The sequence below is a fragment of the Coleofasciculus sp. G2-EDA-02 genome (assembly GCF_040226375.1).
Taxonomy (GTDB): domain Bacteria; phylum Cyanobacteriota; class Cyanobacteriia; order Cyanobacteriales; family Coleofasciculaceae; genus Coleofasciculus.
In genome coordinates this window covers 1-18,503 of record NZ_JAVKEW010000126.1, presented here as the reverse complement: position 1 = coordinate 18,503, position 18,503 = coordinate 1, and the positions used below count along the sequence as shown (strand labels likewise).

Here is an 18,503-nt window from a genome sequence, read left to right as displayed (position 1 = left end):
TAGACTAATCCCAGCTCAGCCCATTCTGAGACTGCCTTCAGCTTACCTGCTAGACCACCGATTTGGTCAACGTGAGAATAGGGAATTTCATCTGCCACCTGAGTCTCATCCACAAAACCAGTATAGTGTCAATAAATTAAATAGAATCTGTCCTGCTATATCGAAATCCCACCCTAGTCAGGAGCTAGGATGGGGCGTTCGAGTCTACGGAAACCGAGGATGAGAGTCTGGGAAGTGTCTGAGAAATTAGTTGAGAGGGATTGTCTGTGTGGGGTTTTCGGTAACCGTCAAGCTCAGCGTTTTCAACCACTTCGTTTTTTTTCTAGGCGTTAACGAAGTGTACAGGGTTATTCAGGGCAGAAGGTGAAACGGAGGATTGAATAATCGCAATTAGGTCGCCTTGGAAAGAAATCGTCGCCCCTGGCGGGAGGAAACCACCACTAGAGAAACCAAACTCCAGATCATTAAACAAGGTATCCGAAGCCAGTTGGATTGTGTCTTGACCTAAAGTAAAGTCAGTGATCAAGGCAAAGTCAGCATTACCGCCACCAACATAGTAGAGTTCCGGCTCTCCCCGTTCGATACCGACTACAGTACCATCGTCACCCAGGACAAATGTATCCTCTCCTTGACCGCCAGTGAGAGTATCCCGCTCGAAGGGAGCCAATGGGTTGATAGGCGTACCACCAAATCCAAATGCTGGGACAAAGGGGTCAACGCCAATCAGCACATCATTTCCATCGCCGCCATCGAGAGAGTCACTGCCAACCCCAGCAACGAGTATATCTTCGTCATTGCCCCCATTCAGGGTGTCATTCCCTAGGCTACCAAAGAGGGTATCGTTGCCACTGTCGCCATTGAGGATATCATCCCCAGCTTCACCGTCAGCACGATCATTACCATCTCCGCCAAAGACTTGATCATTGCCAGAACCCGAAAAAAATGAATCATCGTCAGCTCCGCCCAGGAGTGTATCATTACCTAACCCGCCATTGATAACATCAGCGCCAGCGTCACCCTGAATGATATCATTCCCATCCTCACCAAAAAGTCGGTCAGCGCCAGCACCACCCGTGATAATATCATTACCATTGCCACCAAAGACAACATCAGCGCCATTGTTACCTTGGAGCAAATCATCCCCATCATTACCATTGATGTTGTCAGCTCCGCCGCCACCATTAATGGTGTCATTGCCAGCTTCACCAAAGATAACATCAGCGCCAGCGCCACCATTGATTAGGTCATTCCCGCCGATGCCAAAGATTTGAGAGTCACCGAAAATAACATCAGCGCCACCGTCTCCATTGAGTACGTCATTGCCACCACCACCAATGATGACGTCAACGCCACCGCCGCCAAAGACTGTATCGTCGCCATCAAGACTAAAGATGCCATCATTGCCGTCGAGGGCGAAAATTTGATCGGGTTCAATGGATTGCTCAATCAGGAATTTCACTTTGTCAGAGTCTATCAGACTAAAAAATTAGTAAATGCGAAGTTAATTAAATTTAATAAAAACCTCGCTTCACTGGCTTAGTCTGTGCCAAGATTTAAACAAGTTGCTCCGCACTGCCCCTATTGCACAGACGTTGTAATGTGGTGGTAAAGTCGGGATAGGAAATGGTTGCGGCTTCTGCACCGTGGATGGTGGTAATTCCTTTGGCGTTGAGAGCCGCGATCGCAAGACTCATGGTGATCCGGTGGTCCGTATGACTGTCAACCTCTGTACCAGTTAGGGGGGTGTTTCCAGTGATTTCTAACCCATCGGGGAGTTCGGTAATCTTTGCTCCCATACGGTTTAACTGAGACGCCATAACCGCGAGGCGATCGCTTTCTTTAACCCGAAGTTCTGCGGCGTCTTGAATTACGGTGGTTCCCTGGGCGAAAACAGCCGCAACTGCCAAAATGGGAATCTCATCAATTAAACGGGGAATTAAATCCCCAGCGATTTCACAAGCGTTGAGACGACTATAGCGAACTCGGATATCAGCAACTGGTTCTCCGGCGACTACCCGTTGATTCTCCAACTGAATATCCGCATTCATCATCGCTAGGGCGTCTAAGATACCCGTGCGGGTGGGATTAACACCGATATTTTCAATCAATAAGTCAGAATCCGGGACAATCGCCCCAGCGACTAACCAAAAGGCGGCGGAACTAATATCACCCGGAACAATCACCGTTTGTCCCTGGAGTTGCGCCGGACCCGTGACTGTAGCACTGTGGGTTTCTGGGTCAACGGTAATCTTAGCACCAAACGCCTTAAGCATCCGTTCGCTGTGGTCACGAGACAGGGCGGGTTCTGTTACCGTTGTGTCCCCGTCTGCCATTAACCCTGCTAATAGAATACAGGATTTAACTTGGGCAGAGGCGATGGGAGAATGATAGTGAATTGGGTTGAGGCGTTGTCCCTGAATTGCTAGGGGGGCTAATGAACCATTCCCACGCCCCCAGATTTGGGCACCCATTTGTTGCAAGGGTTGCACCACACGAGACATAGGGCGCGATCGCAAGGATTTATCTCCGGTTACAGTAAAAAAGCGTCCGGGGTGAGAGGCTAAAAGTCCCAGCATTAGCCGCAGGGTAGTCCCAGAGTTACCCGCATTTAAGATATCCAGAGGTTCTTGTAATTCTCCCACGCCCACGCCCTTAACGATAACCTCTGCGGCGTTAAGTTCAGAGATGTTTGCACCCATAGCTTGGAAACAAACGGCGGTACTGCGGGGATCATCCCCCAATAGGAGTCCCTGGATGCGGGTTTCCCCTTGCGCGATCGCACCCAACATTAAAGCACGGTGGGAGATAGATTTATCACCGGGAACCTGTAGATTTCCTTTCAGGAACAATCCCGATGGCGGGCGGGTGATGATCAAATCAAGTTGCGTTTCGATTTGCTTCAGGGTGACAACCGTAACGGGCATAGGTATGGGGAGGTTTAACAGAGGGACTTAGAATTGTATCAAAGATAATTGTATCGGGGGAATGGGGGAGATGATGAATGATCCATGATTCGTATGTAGGGGCGGGTTTCACAACTATCGTTTTTTTCCGCCTTAATGTCACTAAACCCGCCCCGCCCAAATGATGAATTCCCGATTCCCTATGTCCTGTTCCCTCTTGTTTTACCAATGACTAACCCAAACTTTTGGAAACCCGTTTATCAACTGTTTAAACCTGAAGAACCGCTGGAAAAGGCTGAAGATATTCAGGATTTTTACGTTTCGCGAGCAGATAGTCCTGTTGAGCATTTAGTCAACGCCTTGGAAATGGAAGATGACCCCGCAAATTTTTTACTTTCGGGTCACACAGGTAGCGGTAAAACCACAGAATTACATCGCGTTGAACATTGTTTAGCTGATAACTATACCGTAATCTGGATTGACACCGCAACCGCCCTCGACCGTTATAATATCGGTTACGCCGAAGTTGTCGTCTTAATTGGTCAATAAATTTGTCGTCAAGTGATTAAACCAGGGTGGTGGTCACGCAAAGATGACCGTTTACTCAAGGATTTAGAAGATAGTCTGAAAACCGTTATCAATGGATAATTAATAATTGATAATTGACAATTGAGTAATTGGGTCTAAGACCTCTTCGTTTACGAAGAAATTTAAAAAGATTTTCCTTAATTTCAATCCTCTTCTTTTAAGGATAGTTCATTATCCATTGTTCATTATCCATTGTCAATTTGTGAATCGTAGGGTGGGTTAGGCGGTGTTAAATTTAGGAGATAACCATTCAATTTGATATCCGCCGTAACCCACCGATATCGTAGTGGCGTGGCACACCTTATTTGATGAATTAATCTTACGCCCGAAAACTGTAGGGGCGCAAGGCTTGCGCCCGGTTTAAAAGTCAAATCTATTCCACAATTTTAGCTGTGTCAGTCCGCCATCGTGGGTTAGGCGGTGTTAAAGTTAGGAGACAACCATTCAATTCAATATCCGCCGTAGCCCACCAACATATTGAAATGTCATCATATAAAATTCGCATTGATGACCTCATTTTTAATCCAACCGCAAACCCCTTACGTAGGGGCGTACCGACGTGCGCCCTATCACCGACGTGCGCTTACCTGTTTGTATCATCAGCCTATATTTTGTTGGGTTTCCTTGCGTTTTTCCAATCTGCGATCGCATTAAGGTTAAGGTCAGGGCGGGTTTTGCTGAAACGTTATCAGTGATCCAAAAATTAAGCGTCTAAACCCGCCCCTACATCGGATAAAACATCGGACAAAAACAGAGAATCAATCTAATTACCAATCAATTCATAATCTTCCCATTATTTCCCAATCTGTCCAATCCCTCTGCACCCCTCTGCGTTAAAAAAATATAACGCCCCTACACCCGATTTCCCCAAATCATCTACAATCAGACTAAGCATCAGGACGGATTGACCATGGCAATCGACATTCTCCCCATAAAAAATCTAGAGGGAGCAGGGGGAGCAGGGGAGGTATTGGGGGATACTCGTTTCCCGGTGTTTTTACGAGTTGCGGATTATGCGGAACGGTTGGTGAAACAGCCTAATACCAACAACGACTACAAAAAGAACCTGGGGTATGATTATATCGCCCTCGCCCTCGTCTACGCTGAACGCTTCCATCAACTGGCGGACGATTCTAACTTATCGGAACAAATCAGCCAATTTCAAACAAACTACACCCTCGGCTTAACCCACTTCCGCCAACTCTGACAAACGGTTGATAGTGCTGAAGAAACCCTGGATATCATCCGCGCTTACTTACGAATTGACCCGATAAAATGGACAAGATGCACCGAATATAGAGACGAGACATCGCATATTTTGGAACCCCTAAACCAAGCCGAAACCCTCACCCGCGCCGCCCTAGAAACATTCCAAGCTTATAATCGTGGTAAACTGCAAGCCGCCGCGCAGCAACTCTTAGAGGAAATCCATCAGCGAATTTAGTTTGTAGTTGCGCTGTCTTCGCCATAAACGTCCCATCGCCAACCCCCAATTGAATTAGTAGTAAGAGCTTTATCACTTAATTTTTTTTGTTTTCTAGGTCAACCCAACCTACAACTCGATCAGGGCACGATAATATCGTACCCCTACTAAATCATACCAAATTCGAGTTAGCCACCCCCTTTATAATCCAGTCCGCGCAGGCGGACGAAAGTTTGTGTAGCTGCGACTTCCTCCTCGCCGGGGCAAAAAGGGGGTTTCTTGGGTATAGAACATTGCCGTGCCCTATTATTTAAATATAGTTTGAAGAAATATGATCAGGGAAACATCAATGTCTAAATCTCAGCAATATCCTATCCTTCATACAGCCCAGCCTAGTGCTGAATTTTACTCAATTTTCTCAGACACCGAAATCTTAGATATCATTCAAATATTAGCCACTAGACGCGAAATTAGCCTCAAATATTCCTACAAAGGTCAAGGCGCAACTATCTGGGATAAGTTTTATCTCAACTATTTGCGTCCACGCTGGTATCGACCCTCTAATCGAGAAATTGACCTGTTAAGAGATAATTTTGAAATCATCACCCGCAAAATACAAGCTGTCAAAACCGTTAATATTATCGATGTCGGCGCGGGTAATTCCTATCCCGTTAAAGATTTTATTCGTCGGCTGAATCGCTTGGGCAGAATCAATCGATATATCGCCTTAGACATTAGCGAAGACCTACTGAAGGTATCCCAGCAAAATATAAAAGAATGGTTTCCTAATATCGAGTTTATCAGCGACACGATTGACATAGAAAATAATTCATTATCCAAAACCTTGTTAAACCATCAGGTTAACCTAAAAACTGACGACACCGCCCAAGTCATTTTACATTTAGGTGTAACCATGGGTAATCATCATAATAGAACCGCCGTCCTGCAAAATTTTAGAGACAGCATGGGCAAGCATGATGTCCTGGTATTCACCAACGAAATTGGTTCTAACTCTGAATGGGATGGAACGGTGAGAGGGGGTTTAAAGTATCATGTGGATCAAGTCTATGCTTGGGTGAAAACTGCGCTGGGGATTCAAGCTGAAGATTGTGAACTGGTGCGAAAGTATGAGCATAAAACAGATAGTATTGTCGCGACGATTAAATTCCGTCAGAACTATCGGATAAATTTCAGGTTAATGGGAGGGGATAGGATTATTGAAATGGCTGAAGGGGAAGAGATTACGATTTGGAGACAGCATAAGTTTGAAATTCATGAACTGCTGCAAGAAATAGAACAGGCTGGACTCCGACTTTTTCACTACAAGACTGACCAATATTTATCGAATATTATGGTAATTTGTGAAAATGAGCAATAGATTCCTGGAAGTCACAGCTACATAAAAAAAGTCTACCTGCACGGACTAGATTATAAAGGGAGAAATAAATCTGGATAGGGACAAATGACCAAGGAAGAATAACGAAGGACAAAAAACGAATGAAAAATCGCCAAAATGCTAAGTTTTTCTACCAACTGGCTAAATTACTCAATTCTGGTATAAATCTACAGCAAAGCTTAACCCTAGTGGGAAACGATTTAAACCCAGCGGTTAAACGCTATTTACAAAAAGTCAGTCTCGCCGTAGGTTCGGGTCAAGATTTCGCCACCGCCTTAACCTGTGAACGCGGTTATTTTAACCGTTGGACGATTAGCTTAATCCGTTTAGCTGAATATAGCGGTTCTCTCCCCCAAACCTGTCAAATGCTCGCCCAAGACGCTGAAACGCAAGGGAGACAAGAAGGATTATATGGGTCGGTAAAACGTTCAGCTATGGCGACAATTTGGGGATTTTTGGTGTTAACGGCGGCTATTTTTAACCCCAATCCAACCGGAATTATTAAGCCAGAATTCTGGTTAAGAGGGTTAGCGATCGCGCTGCTATTATGGGTGATGATCGTCCTGGTATCTCGCTTTTCTAGTCCTTTGTGGCTGCAACTGGTGAGGCGGCTACCTATTTTTGGCAAAATTGTGCAGGCGCGATCGCTCCTGTATCTAGCTAAGTTACGATTACCGTTAAGTTGTGGGGTATCTCTCCTCACCGCCTTGGATTTACTGCGAGAGCATATCCCAGATACGGTAATGAAAGCTAAACTATCCTGGGCTACAAGGCGCGTCCGCATGGGTCAACCTTTGAGTCAGAGTCTTAAGGGTAAATTACCCCCTACAGCGCTACAGATGATTAGCACCGGGGAAGAAAGCGGAACCTTAGATCAGACGCTGGAAACCTTAGCCCAACACTATGACAGCGAGTTGGAACAACGACTGCGATCGCTACAGGTTAGTTTACGACTTTTAAGCCTTGTGGTGATGGGGAGTTTGGTGGCGGTGGTGGGTGTGCGAGGGATATCTGTGCTGCTGGATTCTTTCCCAGAGTGAATGTTTCAACGCAGAGGTACGCAGAGGGAAGCGCAGAGGTACGCAGAGGGTTTCGGGGGATTGGTGGAAAGGCGCGATCGCATAAGCTACTGTAGATCTCAGTTCTTGCACCATTGGCTTCGGTGGGAAGGATACCTATCCGACAATAAATTAAATGAAGGGATTATGTATATTAATGAAATTGGAATGATTAATATCCGCTCAATTAAAAATTTATATTGGAAGATAAGTTTAGAACATTGTGCGGGGTGGCATGTAGTTATTGGCGACAATGGTTCAGGTAAGTCAACTTTATTACGTGCTATTGCATTAGCTTTGTTTGGTCCAAGTAATGCTATTGCGCTTCGGCTAAATTGGAATGAGTGGTTAAACAAAAATGAAGACTATGGAGACAATGAAAATTCTGGAGAAATTTATGTCCATTTATTGTATGATAGCCGTTTTGACAAAATACCTGGAGGGTATAAATCGATTGGATTCCACGGTTTTCCTGTTTTGCTTCAATTTATCAAGAGCAAAAATGATGTCAAAATAGACGATCCAGAAGTAGACGGGTATAATCCTAGACGAGGTTTATGGGGAAAAAGAGCTTGCTGGTTTTCGGCTGGGTTTGGTCCCTTTCGACGCTTCAGGGGTGGGGATAAAGATTATGAAAAACTATTCTCCTCTAACCCTAAAGTAGCGGCACACTTATCGTTGTTTGGGGAAGATGTAGCTTTAACTGAATGTTTACAGTGGCTGCAAGATTTACAATTCAAGAAACTCGAAGGTGATCCAGAAGGAAACCTGATTGATTCGGTGAAAGAGTTTGTCAATCAAAGTGAATTTCTGCCGCATCAAGCGCGTCTGGAACACGTTTCCTCTAAAGGTGTTGAATTTGTTGATGGCAATGGTTGTCGATTGCCAGTTGAGGAATTGAGTGATGGGTATCGCTCGATTTTAAGCCTAACCTTTGAACTGATTCGCCAACTTACTAGAGTTTATGGCTATAAATCTATTTTTGATCCCAATGACAAAACAAAAATTATTCCTCCTGGTGTTGTTCTCATCGATGAAATTGATGCTCACCTTCATCCTACCTGGCAACGGCGAATCGGGATTTGGTTTCGGGAACATTTTCCCAATCTTCAATTTATTGTTACAACCCATAGTCCCCTAATCTGCCAAGCCGCAACCGTGGGAACAGTCTGGCGTTTACCTAAACCAGGTAGTAATGAATCAGGGGCTATGGTAAGGGGGAAAGATTTAGATCGCTTACTTTATGGTAATGTCTTAGATGCTTATGGTACAGAAGCATTTGGTGCAGATGTGACGCGCTCAGACGAATCAAAAAAGCGGTTACAACGGTTGGCTGAATTGAATCGGAAAGAACTACACGAACAACTAAGTGAAGATGAGCGAAATGAGCAAGAAAAACTGCGGGTAATGATGCCAACTTCACCCCATATACTCGGTTAATGAAATGTTCATTATTTATATATAGTATCTATGGCGGCTTTTCCTACCACATGGGCATAGCACACCTAAATTGGATGGATAACACTCACACACTCACACCCAAAAACCGTAGGGGCGCACCGACGTGCGCCCATAACATCCGCTTTCTAATCCTAAATGTCACAACATAGTATAAATAAAGGATGATACGACTTCCCCAGCAAAATTTACCTAAAAATGCTCAAAATCAATTAAATACCTGGCAAAATGAAATTAACGGTCTAAAAGATTACGCCGAAAGAGTTGCTAAGGGAAAAAAAGCATTTGCCCGACATAACAAACCAACAAACCCCACCTTTCGCCAAGTGCGTCAAACTTTAACCCAAATGTGCTGTGCCGCTCGTCGCTGTGGTTACTGTGAAGATTCTGTCGCTGATGAAGTGGAGCATATTAAACCCAAGGATCTATATCCTGAAGCCGTTTTTGTCTGGGAAAATTATTTATATGCTTGCGGTCAATGTAATGGCGGCAAAAATAATAAGTACGCTGTTTTCTCTGATACAACGGGTCAAGTTAAGGAAGTTGCGCGAAGACGGGGCGAACCCATGGTTGAGCCAGAACAGGGAGAGCCAGTACTTATCGATCCGCGAAAGGAAGATCCGTTGGATTTTTTGGAGATTGATTTAATTGATACATTCTATTTTTTACCCAGATATTCTCTAGATTCAAAAGGTTGTCAACGAGCAGACTATACGATTGAGGTATTACGCTTAAATGACCGAGATTATCTAGTCGAAGCTAGAAAAGAAGCGTTCTACAACTATCGGGCAAGATTGGGTGAATATATTAAGAAAAAGGAAACAGATACCCCTTCAGAGCAACTCACTCCTATGATTACAGCATTACAAAGAATGCAACATCCTACGATTTGGAAAGAAATGCAGCGTCAGCAACAGGTTATCCGGGAGTTAAAAGAGTTATTTGATTTAGCGCCAGAAGCACTCACTTGGTAGAAATGAAAAAGGTTAATGTGGCTTGCCAAATAACTACAGGTATAATAAACTCATTACACAGTCGGGCATGATATAAAGGCTATTGGACGAAGGACAAAAAACAAAGGACAAAAAATATCTGACCCAATTTTTCGGTCACCAATTAATTATTCGATCGCGTCTTGGGTTTGCTGCTGTACCAGTTCCTGCAATTTGTGGCGATGTTCCTTCGCCTCTGTATACCTTATGCACAATCTGAGCAAAGATGCGGGGGGGCGGGGGTGCAGAGGTGCAGAGGTGCAGGGGTGCAGGGGTGCAGGGGAGATGGGGAATAATTTCTCCAATCCCAATGAACCATGAACAATGAACCATCAACAAAAAAAATATATAATCCGCCTCAGCCATAAGATAGGCTGTATCTGGACAGATGCAGCACCGTGATGACCAGCGCTTACATCCTGATCGTGGCAATATTACTGTTGGGAGGAGTCCTCGCCACCTTAGGCGATCGCATTGGTACGAAAGTCGGCAAGGCGCGGCTGAGTTTATTTAACTTACGTCCTCGCAAAACGGCGACGGTGGTTACGATTATGACCGGATGTTTGATTTCTGCCTCAACTTTGGGTATTCTATTCGGTTTGAGTGAATCCCTGCGGGAAGGGGTGTTTCAACTGGATAACATCCTGCGACAACTTAGACATGCGCGTCGGGATGTGGAAACTCTAAATGCCCAGAAACAGCAAGTAGAGAACGAACTCGCTCAAACCAGAGCCGAGCAAGCCAAAGTGCAACAGCGTCTGAATGAACTCAACAGCAATTTTCAGCAGGCTCAAGCTCAACTGCGAGATATCTCGAAACAGGCAAGTAATCTACGTTCCGAAATTCAGTCGCTGTTGGCTGAACGTCAGCAGTTAATTGAGCAACGAAATCAACTTAAGGCAGAAATTAGTCAGCTTAAAGAGTTAGTGGCTCAACGGGATCAGGAACTGGAGGAAACTAGCCAGCAACTGGCGCTAAAAAACCAGCAACTCCAGCAGAGAAATCAACAACTGACAGAAAAAGAGAAGGAACTCGCCCAAAAAGATAAAGTTATTGAAACCATTGCTGAACGACAAGCTCGTCTCCAAGAGGCGATCGCACAACGGGAAGCCCGTCTTCAAGAACTGCAAGCCGAACTCCAAGAGGCGATCGCACAACGGGAAGTTCGCTTGGATCAACTGGAAGAGGAACTTGCCCAACGGGAACTCCTCATCGCTCAACGCAACCAACAACTACAAGATCAAGAACAACAACTAACGTTTTTAGAACGGCAAGTTGATATTCTGGAGCAGTATTATCAGAACTATCAAGCCCTACGTCAGGGCAATGTGGCAATTTTGCGTGGTCAAGTGCTGGCATTTGGCGTGGTGCGTATTGTTGAACCCTCAGCCGCATCTGAGGCGGTTGATCAACTCCTGCGGGAAGCCAATCGAACCGCCACTGACATTATTTTGCCGGGATCTGAGGAACCAAACGAACCCCTGATTCAAATTACTCAAGCCCAAGCCGAACAGTTAATCGAGCAAATTCAAGGTGGTGAAGACTATGTGGTGCGAATTCTCTCCGCTGGAAACTATGTGGTTGGGGAAAAACCCATTCAAGCTTTTGCCGATGCAGCGCTCAATCAAGTGGTGTTTGAACCAGGGGAGGTGTTAGCCGCAATTTCTGTCGATGCTTCAACTCTGACGAATAAAGCGGTGCAACAGCGCATTGACCAGTTACTCGCCGCCTCTCAGTTTCGCGCCCGTCGGGCTGGAGTCCTCGGTTCGATTCAAGTTGCAGATGGTGATCCTTCTACCCTGATTCGCTTTATTGAACAGTTGGCGGAATCTGAGCAACCTCTGGCGGTGAGAGCTATTGCCCAAGACCAAACCTCTACAGCCGGACCGTTGAAAATGCAGTTAGTCGCGATTCAGAATGGACAGGTCTTGTTTAGCACTTAAGTTCATTGATTATAACTCAAAACGGCTAAAATCGCCGCCGATATTCAATAATCGCCCAACTATCTTCCGAAAAATCAGTCCCCCCCCGCAACAGCACATCATCATTCACTCGATAGCGCAGGTTGTACTGGAACGGTTCCCCAGTGGTTAACTCCTTCAACACCGAAACCGAGAAACTTTGCGTGATATCAATCCCCGCCTCAGCCGCAAACCCTAAACTCGAACTCCGTTTTTCATCATCGGGAATAATCGTCGGAAACAGACGAAACTCACTCAACGGTAACGTATCCGCAATAAAATTACCCACCGGTCCCAACACCGCTGAACCCGCCAAATTCGCCAACCCCAACGTACTATCCCCTCGCCCTAAGGTATCCACAAAACCCCCACCCAACAGCGCCACAATTTCGGCTTCGCTGCGTGCCGGTGTACTCGTCAATTCCAACTGATCCTCCAGTCGAGACGCCAATCCTTCCACCTGGGCGACAACCCGAACTGTTTGCACCGTACCCAACTCAAACTCCGGCACATCCGCAATTTCCGCCGTCTGGGCGGTAGTAGGGAGTCGCCGTTGGGTGGCTTCCGCCACTGATGCAACTAACCGTACATCTAAAAAGGGATTAAGTCCTTGACTGGGAATAAATTCAGCCGTCTGTTCATACCCCCGCGCCAACCGGAATTGAGTCGTAAATAAATTCACCTGACCCCGCCGCAGGCGAATCACGCCGTCGGGTCTCAAATCATCTAAAGTCCCATTCAGTGTTAGAGTCCCTTGGGCAAGGAAATTCAAAATCGGTGCCTTTCTAATTTGAATATCTTCCACCAGGGTAATTTTTAAGTCATTAAACTCGAAAACAATACCCTCCTCTGTGTCACCCCCAGTTCCTACACCAGTTACCGCACCGCCATCTTGCTCAGGTAGTGGTACAGTACCATCAACTAAGTTAATTTCACCACCAATCGTGGGATTCAACGCTGTCCCAGTTAGCACCACCTGACTTTGTTGGATCTGACCTCGATATAGGGCTTTCAGGTTAATTGCCAGTTCCCCAATATTTACCGTGAGTGGATTGGTTTGAGGGATAGGTTCAGAGATAGGCAGGGTTCCTGCTGCGGTAATTTGACCGCCACCATAGTTCGCCGTCAAGCCATTCACATCAACCCGGTCAAAGTTGAACTCAATTTCCCCCGTCACATCAGTCAGGGGTTCGGGTAGGGCTTGCGAGGCGATTGTTGCCCCTTCCACGATGGCAACTCCCGCTGCCCTCACTCCTGTGGGACGCCCTTGTTCTTGGTTAAAGTTGCCTTGAATATCCAAATTAACGTTTCCGGTTCCCCCTCTCCAGACAACTTGCTGGCGGGTGAGGATATTCAATAAAGCTAGCCCCTCGTCTTCCACATTCACACTCAGGCGGAGTTCCTCACTCTCTGGGGCGACGGCGTCTGGTAAGGGTAACTGGTAAGGGATACTTCCCTGAACCACTAATTGAGGTTCACCCTCGTCTGTGGGTATACTTTCGGCTAAGAACCGCAACCTGGCATCACTGTAACTGAAACTCCCCTGCAAGGTTTCAATGGGTTCTTGATTCAGCGTCGCGTCGGTTACCGTCACTGATCCTCTGGCTTGGGGATTCGCTAAACTCCCCGAAAGAGTTGCTGTAGCGTCCAAACTCCCACTAATAGGACCGATCGCAGGCGGCAAATCCACTACGTCTCGGATTAGGGCGATGGGGAAATTTTCTAGGCGTAACTGACCCGATTGCGTCTCTCCACCGATAGTCCCAGAAAATGTGGCAAAACTCTCTCCCGATTGTAAGGTTATCGGCAGCAGAGTCAGTACTCCCTCTTGGAAACTGCCTTGAAGCGTTGCCTGGTTAACCTGATAATCACCCCATTCCCAGTCTTGTCCCTGGAGGTCAAATTTGGCATTAATTCCCGATGCCAACGAGCCACTAATTCGTACCTCACCACTAAATGTGCCATCTAACTCCTCTAAATCAGGCAGAATTGACCCTTCTTCCTCCGCCTGTTGCTGCTGTCGCAGCAGGGTTTCAATTTCTGCAAGTCGGCGCAGTTGAGTTTGCAATTTAGCTTGGGGCATTCCCACTTGGGCGATATCCAAGGGTGCGGTGGGGGTGGTGGGTGGTGTTGTGGTTAAATCGATTAACTGTAAGCCCGCTACCAAGGTTTCCAGTTGTCCCTGTTCAATATCCAGCGTCCCTTGAAATTGAGGTCCCGTGGGCGTTTGGGTAATTCGACCCGATAGGCTATACAGATTTTCCCCTGGTGCCGCTTCCCCTGGCAAACGACTGCCAAAAATTGGACCTGTTAATTCTACTTGGTCTAAAGCCACGTCAAAGGTATTCAAATTGATCGCCAGTTCACCGGAAATATCACCCACCAAGGGTTGAGTCTGCAGGGCGACAGGAACCGGGGCGATATCTTTAATTAAAGCAATAGGAATACTTTCGGCATTCACCCGTAGCACATCACCCTGGCGTGTCCCGGTGGCGATCGCGTCCCCCCGACGAATGTTAAAGGATACGGGCAGATAATCTGATCCTAGGGCTAATTCAATCTGATCGGTCTCACCTTGCAGATTGAGTTCTACCCCTTCTCCGGGTATCACCGTCACTGGACCTGCGAGTTCTTCTTCAAATGCCAAACCACTAACAGCAAAATCCTCCAGTTCGACATTCCCCTGAACAAGGGGATTCGTCAGATTCCCCGCGATAGTACCCGTAAAATCCGCCAATCCCGCCACATCCACATCCGCTGCAGCTGGGGGTAAATACGCCGAGAGTTCGGCTAAATCCAAATTATTTGCCGCCAGATTTAGGTTAAAATTTCCTATCGCCCCAATTCCCTGATCCAACTGGGCGGGATTCACGCCAATAAAACCACTGGCAGACAGTCCCTCAGCGGTTAACTGTTGCAGGTCTATCCCTTGACCTGTCCAGCGAAATGTGGTACTTAGGGGACGGTCAATCAGAGCAAGTCCTTGACTAAATTGCAGTTGACCAGCAGCCGAAAGCGATCGCGCGATCGCTTCCGGGGTCAATGTCTCCAGACTGGTTGATACATCTACATTTCCGCTGACAGTTCCCGATAACTGTTCCCCAAACCGTGCCAATTCAATCCCTTCCGGCGCCAGCCTTGCTTGTAGCGTCCCATCACTTAACTGCACCCCCGTTGCCCTCACCGTACCCCCCGCCACGGCTAATCTACCCTGACCTTGGGCTCGAATCTGATCAAGTGCCACCTTCTCAACAGACCCCGATAGATCAAAATTCCCACTAAACGCCCCAGCCAATTGCGGCGGTAAATCCGGCACTAACCTGTCCAAATCCAGCCCCGCCGCCTGTACATCTGCCTGCCAGCGTCCGGCGGCGAGATTAATATCCCTTGCCCTGACAACACCCCCTGCCAGGCTAATTAAAGCATTCCCATCTCCCCGAATCGTTTCCAGCGCCACCTGCTCCACAGTCCCAGACAGATTCATGATTCCAGTTAAATTTCCCGACAATTGCGGCGGTAAATCCGGCACTACCCTAGCCAGTCGCACGCGATTCGCCGCCACCGTAGCTTGCCAGCGACCGGCATTTACATCCACATTCGACACCTGAACGGTTCCCCCACCCACATTTAGCTGTCCCTCACCAGCTACATTAATCGTCGATGGTGAAAACTCATCCATTGACCCAGACACCAAGAACTTACCACTGAAGGGAGACTGGAGTTGAGGGGGTAATTGAGGCACCAACTGTGCCAACTGAATCTGATTCGCGTCTATCCTGGCTTGCCAGCGACCATTTTTTAGAGTCACCTCCTCTAAATTAATCTGTCCCCCAGCCGCCGTCAGCGTCACTTCACCGAGTCCAGTAATCGCGGAAACTGAAGGATCTGCCAGAGAACCCGAAAGGGCAAACGTCGCGTTGATTGGTTCTTGCAGGGCTTCCGGAATTTGCGGGGCTAACTCTCCCAACTGCACCCCATTGGCATCAACATTAGCCCGCCAGCGACCTTGAGACAGTTGAATATTCTCCACTCCAATCGTTCCCCCCGCCACATTCAGGCGTCCGCTACCCTGGGCGCGAATCTGGGATAGGGCAAACTCGTCCAAGGGGGTTGATAGGGTAAACTGACCCGCTACTGTCCCCTGAAATTGCGGCGGGACATCAGCGAGTTGGGACAGTTGCACCCCTTGGGCTTGGACTAAGGCGGTGAGACGATTATCCAGAACTTGCAGATTCGTGGCGGTTACTGTACCCCCAGCGGCTTGGACTGTCGCGGTTCCGGTGGCGCGGATGTTTTGAGGATTATCCAACGGACCAAATATTTTGGCGGTTCCGGAGAGATCACCGACGGGAATGGGTAGGGTGGTGTTGTAGGTTTTAGCCAATGGGGTGACGGGGACATTACTGGCTTCTAGGGTAAGTTGTAAACCCCCCTCTTCCCCCAGTTCAATCATGCCCCCTCCCGTAATTTTGCCGCCGATGATGGGTTGGGCTTGCAGGTTGCGAATAGCGAGGCGGGTCGGATCTTCGGGTTGGGCGGGTGTGGTTAGGGTAAAATCGGTACGGATTGTGCTGAAGGTAACGCGATCAATCTGAGTCGGTTTCGTGGTGACGGCTTCTCCTTTAACTACAGGTTGGGTCAAAGGTCCAGTGACTAGCAGGGCGGCTTTGACTTCTCCAGACAGGGGAACGGGCGTATCTTTGATCGTAAAGGTTTGCAAAACGGGCTTTATCTGTACGGCTTGGGTTTGGGCTGTGAGATTAAATCCTGTCTCTAGATCTACAGTACCGTTGGCAGTGGCGGGAATTTGCCCAAATTTGGTGGTTACGTCTTCTAAGCGAATGGTTGTCTCTTTGAAGCGTAATCGCCCATTGGTATTGATAAAGGGTTGGGGGAGTTGGGGGACTTTGGCGGTTACGTTGTTGAGGGTAGCATTTCCCAGAAACCGGAGTTGTTCGGGTTTAATTGTGAGTTCTAAGTCCCCGCCAACGTTACCGGCACTCACGTCTAGGGGTAGGGGAATCAGGCGATTTAGGGTGCTAGCGTTGACATTTTCCCCATTAACTTGTAAGTAGGTGGTGCTAGTGGGGAAGAGGTGTTCCCCTTGCAGGTTAAAGGTGCCGCCACTGGCGATTTTCCCTTGGACATTGAAGCGAATAATTTCATTGTCCTGTAGGAATTGACTACTCCCCTGGGAAATCGCGATCGCGACAGGGGATTGGGGTTTGCCTTCTGGTGATCTGGGCACAAGCTGTACATCAGCATTCCGCACCCTTAACTGTTGTAAATCTACTTCAATTGGACCGGGTTCTCTTTCTTTGAGTTCCAAGGGCATCCAAGACCCATCGACGGCTTGTTCGATATAGACATCGGGTTCAATTAGGGTAACCTCTAATTCTAACCGACGGTTGAGTATAAGGGGTATTAAATCATACTGAACTTCCACCGCTTCAATGGAGGCGCGATCGGGTTCGGTATCCGTAGGGGGTAAGGCGGCGCTATCAAACCGCAAACTATTCAGGGCAAAGCGTTCCACGTCTCCGATTTCCACGGGACGTTGCAGGAGTTGGGTAAGGTTTCTCGCCACCAGGGGTGCCAACATCCGTTGGATAAAGTACCACGCCCCAGCCGTACCCCCAGCGATTCCCACCAGTAGGATGATACTGATCCCAATTAACCAACGTCGGCGTCGCGATTGTCTAGGGGGTGGAGATTCAGGTTGTGGGTTGGAATTGGAGTCAGGTTCGTTGCTGGGAGGGGGTGAATTTGTCATGATCGTTGTTCACACCGGGCAATAGATGCTCTCTTGCGGTTGCGTTTCTTTTGTGGGTGCGATCGCTATGGCTAATTTCAATAAGGCATAGTCCTTTACTATAGACCGATACTACAATACGCCAATTCCCCCAACAGGTATAGATGGAAAGAGGGAGCATGTAGAGACGTAGCATGGCACGTCTGGGAGCATGTAGAGACGTGCCATGCTACGTCTGGGAGCTGGGGAGATGTTAGCGGTTGCTTGCCCGAGAAATCGCCAAATGTCAGGATTTGTAAATATATTCCTCCAGAAATAGACAAGTATTAGGGCAAAAAAGTATCATCAGATACAGAAAAAACAATTTACCTAAAATTTTCGGCTCAGATTGGTAAGTAGGTTACGGCAAACACATTGATATAATCTTATGAACGTCGATACAGCGATCGATTGGGATGAAGCATTTGAATATTTACCTGGATCTCTGGTGGAATTGAAAGCGCAACCGGGAATCCTATACACCATTGATTTCTATGAACCTATGATGGTTCCCCCGATCTGGTTAGTGGATAATCCGCGCCCACGCTATCCTCATGAATTAAGGACTGTATCCCGCCGAAATGAGCGGGTTTGTTCATTAGAGTCTCAACTGGTTTAAGCGCAGAAGGCTCCCAGGTAGAATTTAGTCAGGTTTATCTTGACTGAGGACTTGGCATGGACATGACGACGAACGATGCGATCGCACAATTTTATGGTATACTTTTTATCGTGGGAAAATGTGCCTGCCTATAGCCTCTTCATCAAGCTTTTTAGACCAAGATAGTAGAAGAGGCGATCGCACAAATGTTGGTTTTATGACCTCTGGATTTGACAGTTAAACCCAGATACCGAGAAAACCAATTGACTTGTAGGGGCGGGTTTTAACGTTAACTGTGGCGAGAAACTCCTTAATTCAATAAACCCGCCCTGATC

13 protein-coding genes are annotated in these 18,503 nt (G+C 47.3%); 9 read left to right on the top strand and 4 right to left on the bottom strand.

Going from position 1 to position 18,503, the window contains the following annotated elements:
• Positions 1–322 precede the first annotated feature (322 nt).
• Positions 323–1,459, bottom strand: a complete 1,137-nt coding sequence (locus tag RLO19_RS14310; protein WP_446357380.1) for a calcium-binding protein — start codon at positions 1,457–1,459, stop codon at positions 323–325.
• Positions 1,460–1,553: 94 nt separating this feature from the next.
• The gene (aroA, locus tag RLO19_RS14305; protein ID WP_446357378.1) at positions 1,554–2,924 is read right to left on the bottom strand and encodes a 3-phosphoshikimate 1-carboxyvinyltransferase; all 1,371 of its coding nucleotides are present in this window, start codon (positions 2,922–2,924) and stop codon (positions 1,554–1,556) included.
• Positions 2,925–3,131: 207 nt separating this feature from the next.
• Here aroA and RLO19_RS14300 point away from each other — a divergent pair, with 207 nt between their 5' ends.
• From RLO19_RS14300 to RLO19_RS14265, 8 genes are all read left to right on the top strand, one after another.
• Positions 3,132–3,452, top strand: a complete 321-nt coding sequence (locus RLO19_RS14300; protein WP_446357376.1) for a hypothetical protein — start codon at positions 3,132–3,134, stop codon at positions 3,450–3,452.
• A 949-nt stretch (positions 3,453–4,401) separates the two neighbouring features.
• The gene (locus tag RLO19_RS14295) at positions 4,402–4,698 is read left to right on the top strand and encodes a hypothetical protein (protein ID WP_446357375.1); all 297 of its coding nucleotides are present in this window, start codon (positions 4,402–4,404) and stop codon (positions 4,696–4,698) included.
• A 111-nt stretch (positions 4,699–4,809) separates the two neighbouring features.
• Positions 4,810–4,935 (top strand): hypothetical protein, encoded by a 126-nt coding sequence (locus tag RLO19_RS14290; protein ID WP_446357373.1) that lies wholly within the window; start codon positions 4,810–4,812, stop codon positions 4,933–4,935.
• 328 nt (positions 4,936–5,263) lie between these two features.
• Positions 5,264–6,292 (top strand): L-histidine N(alpha)-methyltransferase, encoded by a 1,029-nt coding sequence (locus RLO19_RS14285; RefSeq protein ID WP_446357371.1) that lies wholly within the window; start codon positions 5,264–5,266, stop codon positions 6,290–6,292.
• A 119-nt stretch (positions 6,293–6,411) separates the two neighbouring features.
• Entirely contained in the window at positions 6,412–7,350 is a 939-nt protein-coding gene (locus RLO19_RS14280) for a type II secretion system F family protein (protein ID WP_446357370.1), read from the top strand.
• Between the two features lie 165 nt (positions 7,351–7,515).
• The gene (locus RLO19_RS14275) at positions 7,516–8,808 is read left to right on the top strand and encodes an AAA family ATPase (protein WP_446357368.1); all 1,293 of its coding nucleotides are present in this window, start codon (positions 7,516–7,518) and stop codon (positions 8,806–8,808) included.
• A gap of 182 nt (positions 8,809–8,990) precedes the next feature.
• Positions 8,991–9,800: a hypothetical protein gene (locus RLO19_RS14270; protein WP_446357366.1), complete on the top strand. Its 810-nt coding sequence runs from the start codon at positions 8,991–8,993 to the stop codon at positions 9,798–9,800.
• A gap of 419 nt (positions 9,801–10,219) precedes the next feature.
• The gene (locus RLO19_RS14265; RefSeq protein WP_446357364.1) at positions 10,220–11,761 is read left to right on the top strand and encodes a DUF3084 domain-containing protein; all 1,542 of its coding nucleotides are present in this window, start codon (positions 10,220–10,222) and stop codon (positions 11,759–11,761) included.
• Between the two features lie 25 nt (positions 11,762–11,786).
• On the opposite strand, the gene RLO19_RS14260 is transcribed toward RLO19_RS14265, so the two are convergent.
• Together RLO19_RS14260 and RLO19_RS14255 are read right to left on the bottom strand one after the other, a co-directional pair.
• Positions 11,787–17,552 (bottom strand): translocation/assembly module TamB domain-containing protein, encoded by a 5,766-nt coding sequence (locus tag RLO19_RS14260; protein WP_446357362.1) that lies wholly within the window; start codon positions 17,550–17,552, stop codon positions 11,787–11,789.
• Positions 17,518–17,727: a hypothetical protein gene (locus RLO19_RS14255; RefSeq protein WP_446357360.1), complete on the bottom strand. Its 210-nt coding sequence runs from the start codon at positions 17,725–17,727 to the stop codon at positions 17,518–17,520. The genes RLO19_RS14260 and RLO19_RS14255 overlap by 35 nt, the downstream gene beginning before the upstream one ends.
• Before the next feature lie 231 nt (positions 17,728–17,958).
• On the opposite strand from RLO19_RS14255, the gene RLO19_RS14250 reads away from it, so the two are divergent.
• A complete protein-coding gene (locus tag RLO19_RS14250) occupies positions 17,959–18,189 on the top strand; it encodes a hypothetical protein (protein ID WP_446357358.1) in 231 nt (76 codons plus the stop codon).
• The last annotated feature ends 314 nt before the right edge of the window (positions 18,190–18,503 follow it).

Bases quoted from the DNA above. Each gene is read 5' to 3' on its own strand.
- aroA (WP_446357378.1), bottom strand. From the start codon at position 2,924: ATGCCCGTTACGGTTGTCACCCTGAAGCAAATCGAAACGCAACTTGAT.
- RLO19_RS14300 (WP_446357376.1), top strand. From the start codon at position 3,132: ATGACTAACCCAAACTTTTGGAAACCCGTTTATCAACTGTTTAAACCT.
- RLO19_RS14295 (WP_446357375.1), top strand. From the start codon at position 4,402: ATGGCAATCGACATTCTCCCCATAAAAAATCTAGAGGGAGCAGGGGGA.
- RLO19_RS14285 (WP_446357371.1), top strand. From the start codon at position 5,264: ATGTCTAAATCTCAGCAATATCCTATCCTTCATACAGCCCAGCCTAGT.
- RLO19_RS14280 (WP_446357370.1), top strand. From the start codon at position 6,412: ATGAAAAATCGCCAAAATGCTAAGTTTTTCTACCAACTGGCTAAATTA.
- RLO19_RS14275 (WP_446357368.1), top strand. From the start codon at position 7,516: ATGTATATTAATGAAATTGGAATGATTAATATCCGCTCAATTAAAAAT.
- RLO19_RS14270 (WP_446357366.1), top strand. From the start codon at position 8,991: ATGATACGACTTCCCCAGCAAAATTTACCTAAAAATGCTCAAAATCAA.
- RLO19_RS14265 (WP_446357364.1), top strand. From the start codon at position 10,220: ATGACCAGCGCTTACATCCTGATCGTGGCAATATTACTGTTGGGAGGA.
- RLO19_RS14260 (WP_446357362.1), bottom strand. From the start codon at position 17,552: ATGACAAATTCACCCCCTCCCAGCAACGAACCTGACTCCAATTCCAAC.
- RLO19_RS14255 (WP_446357360.1), bottom strand. From the start codon at position 17,727: ATGCTACGTCTCTACATGCTCCCTCTTTCCATCTATACCTGTTGGGGG.
- RLO19_RS14250 (WP_446357358.1), top strand. From the start codon at position 17,959: ATGAACGTCGATACAGCGATCGATTGGGATGAAGCATTTGAATATTTA.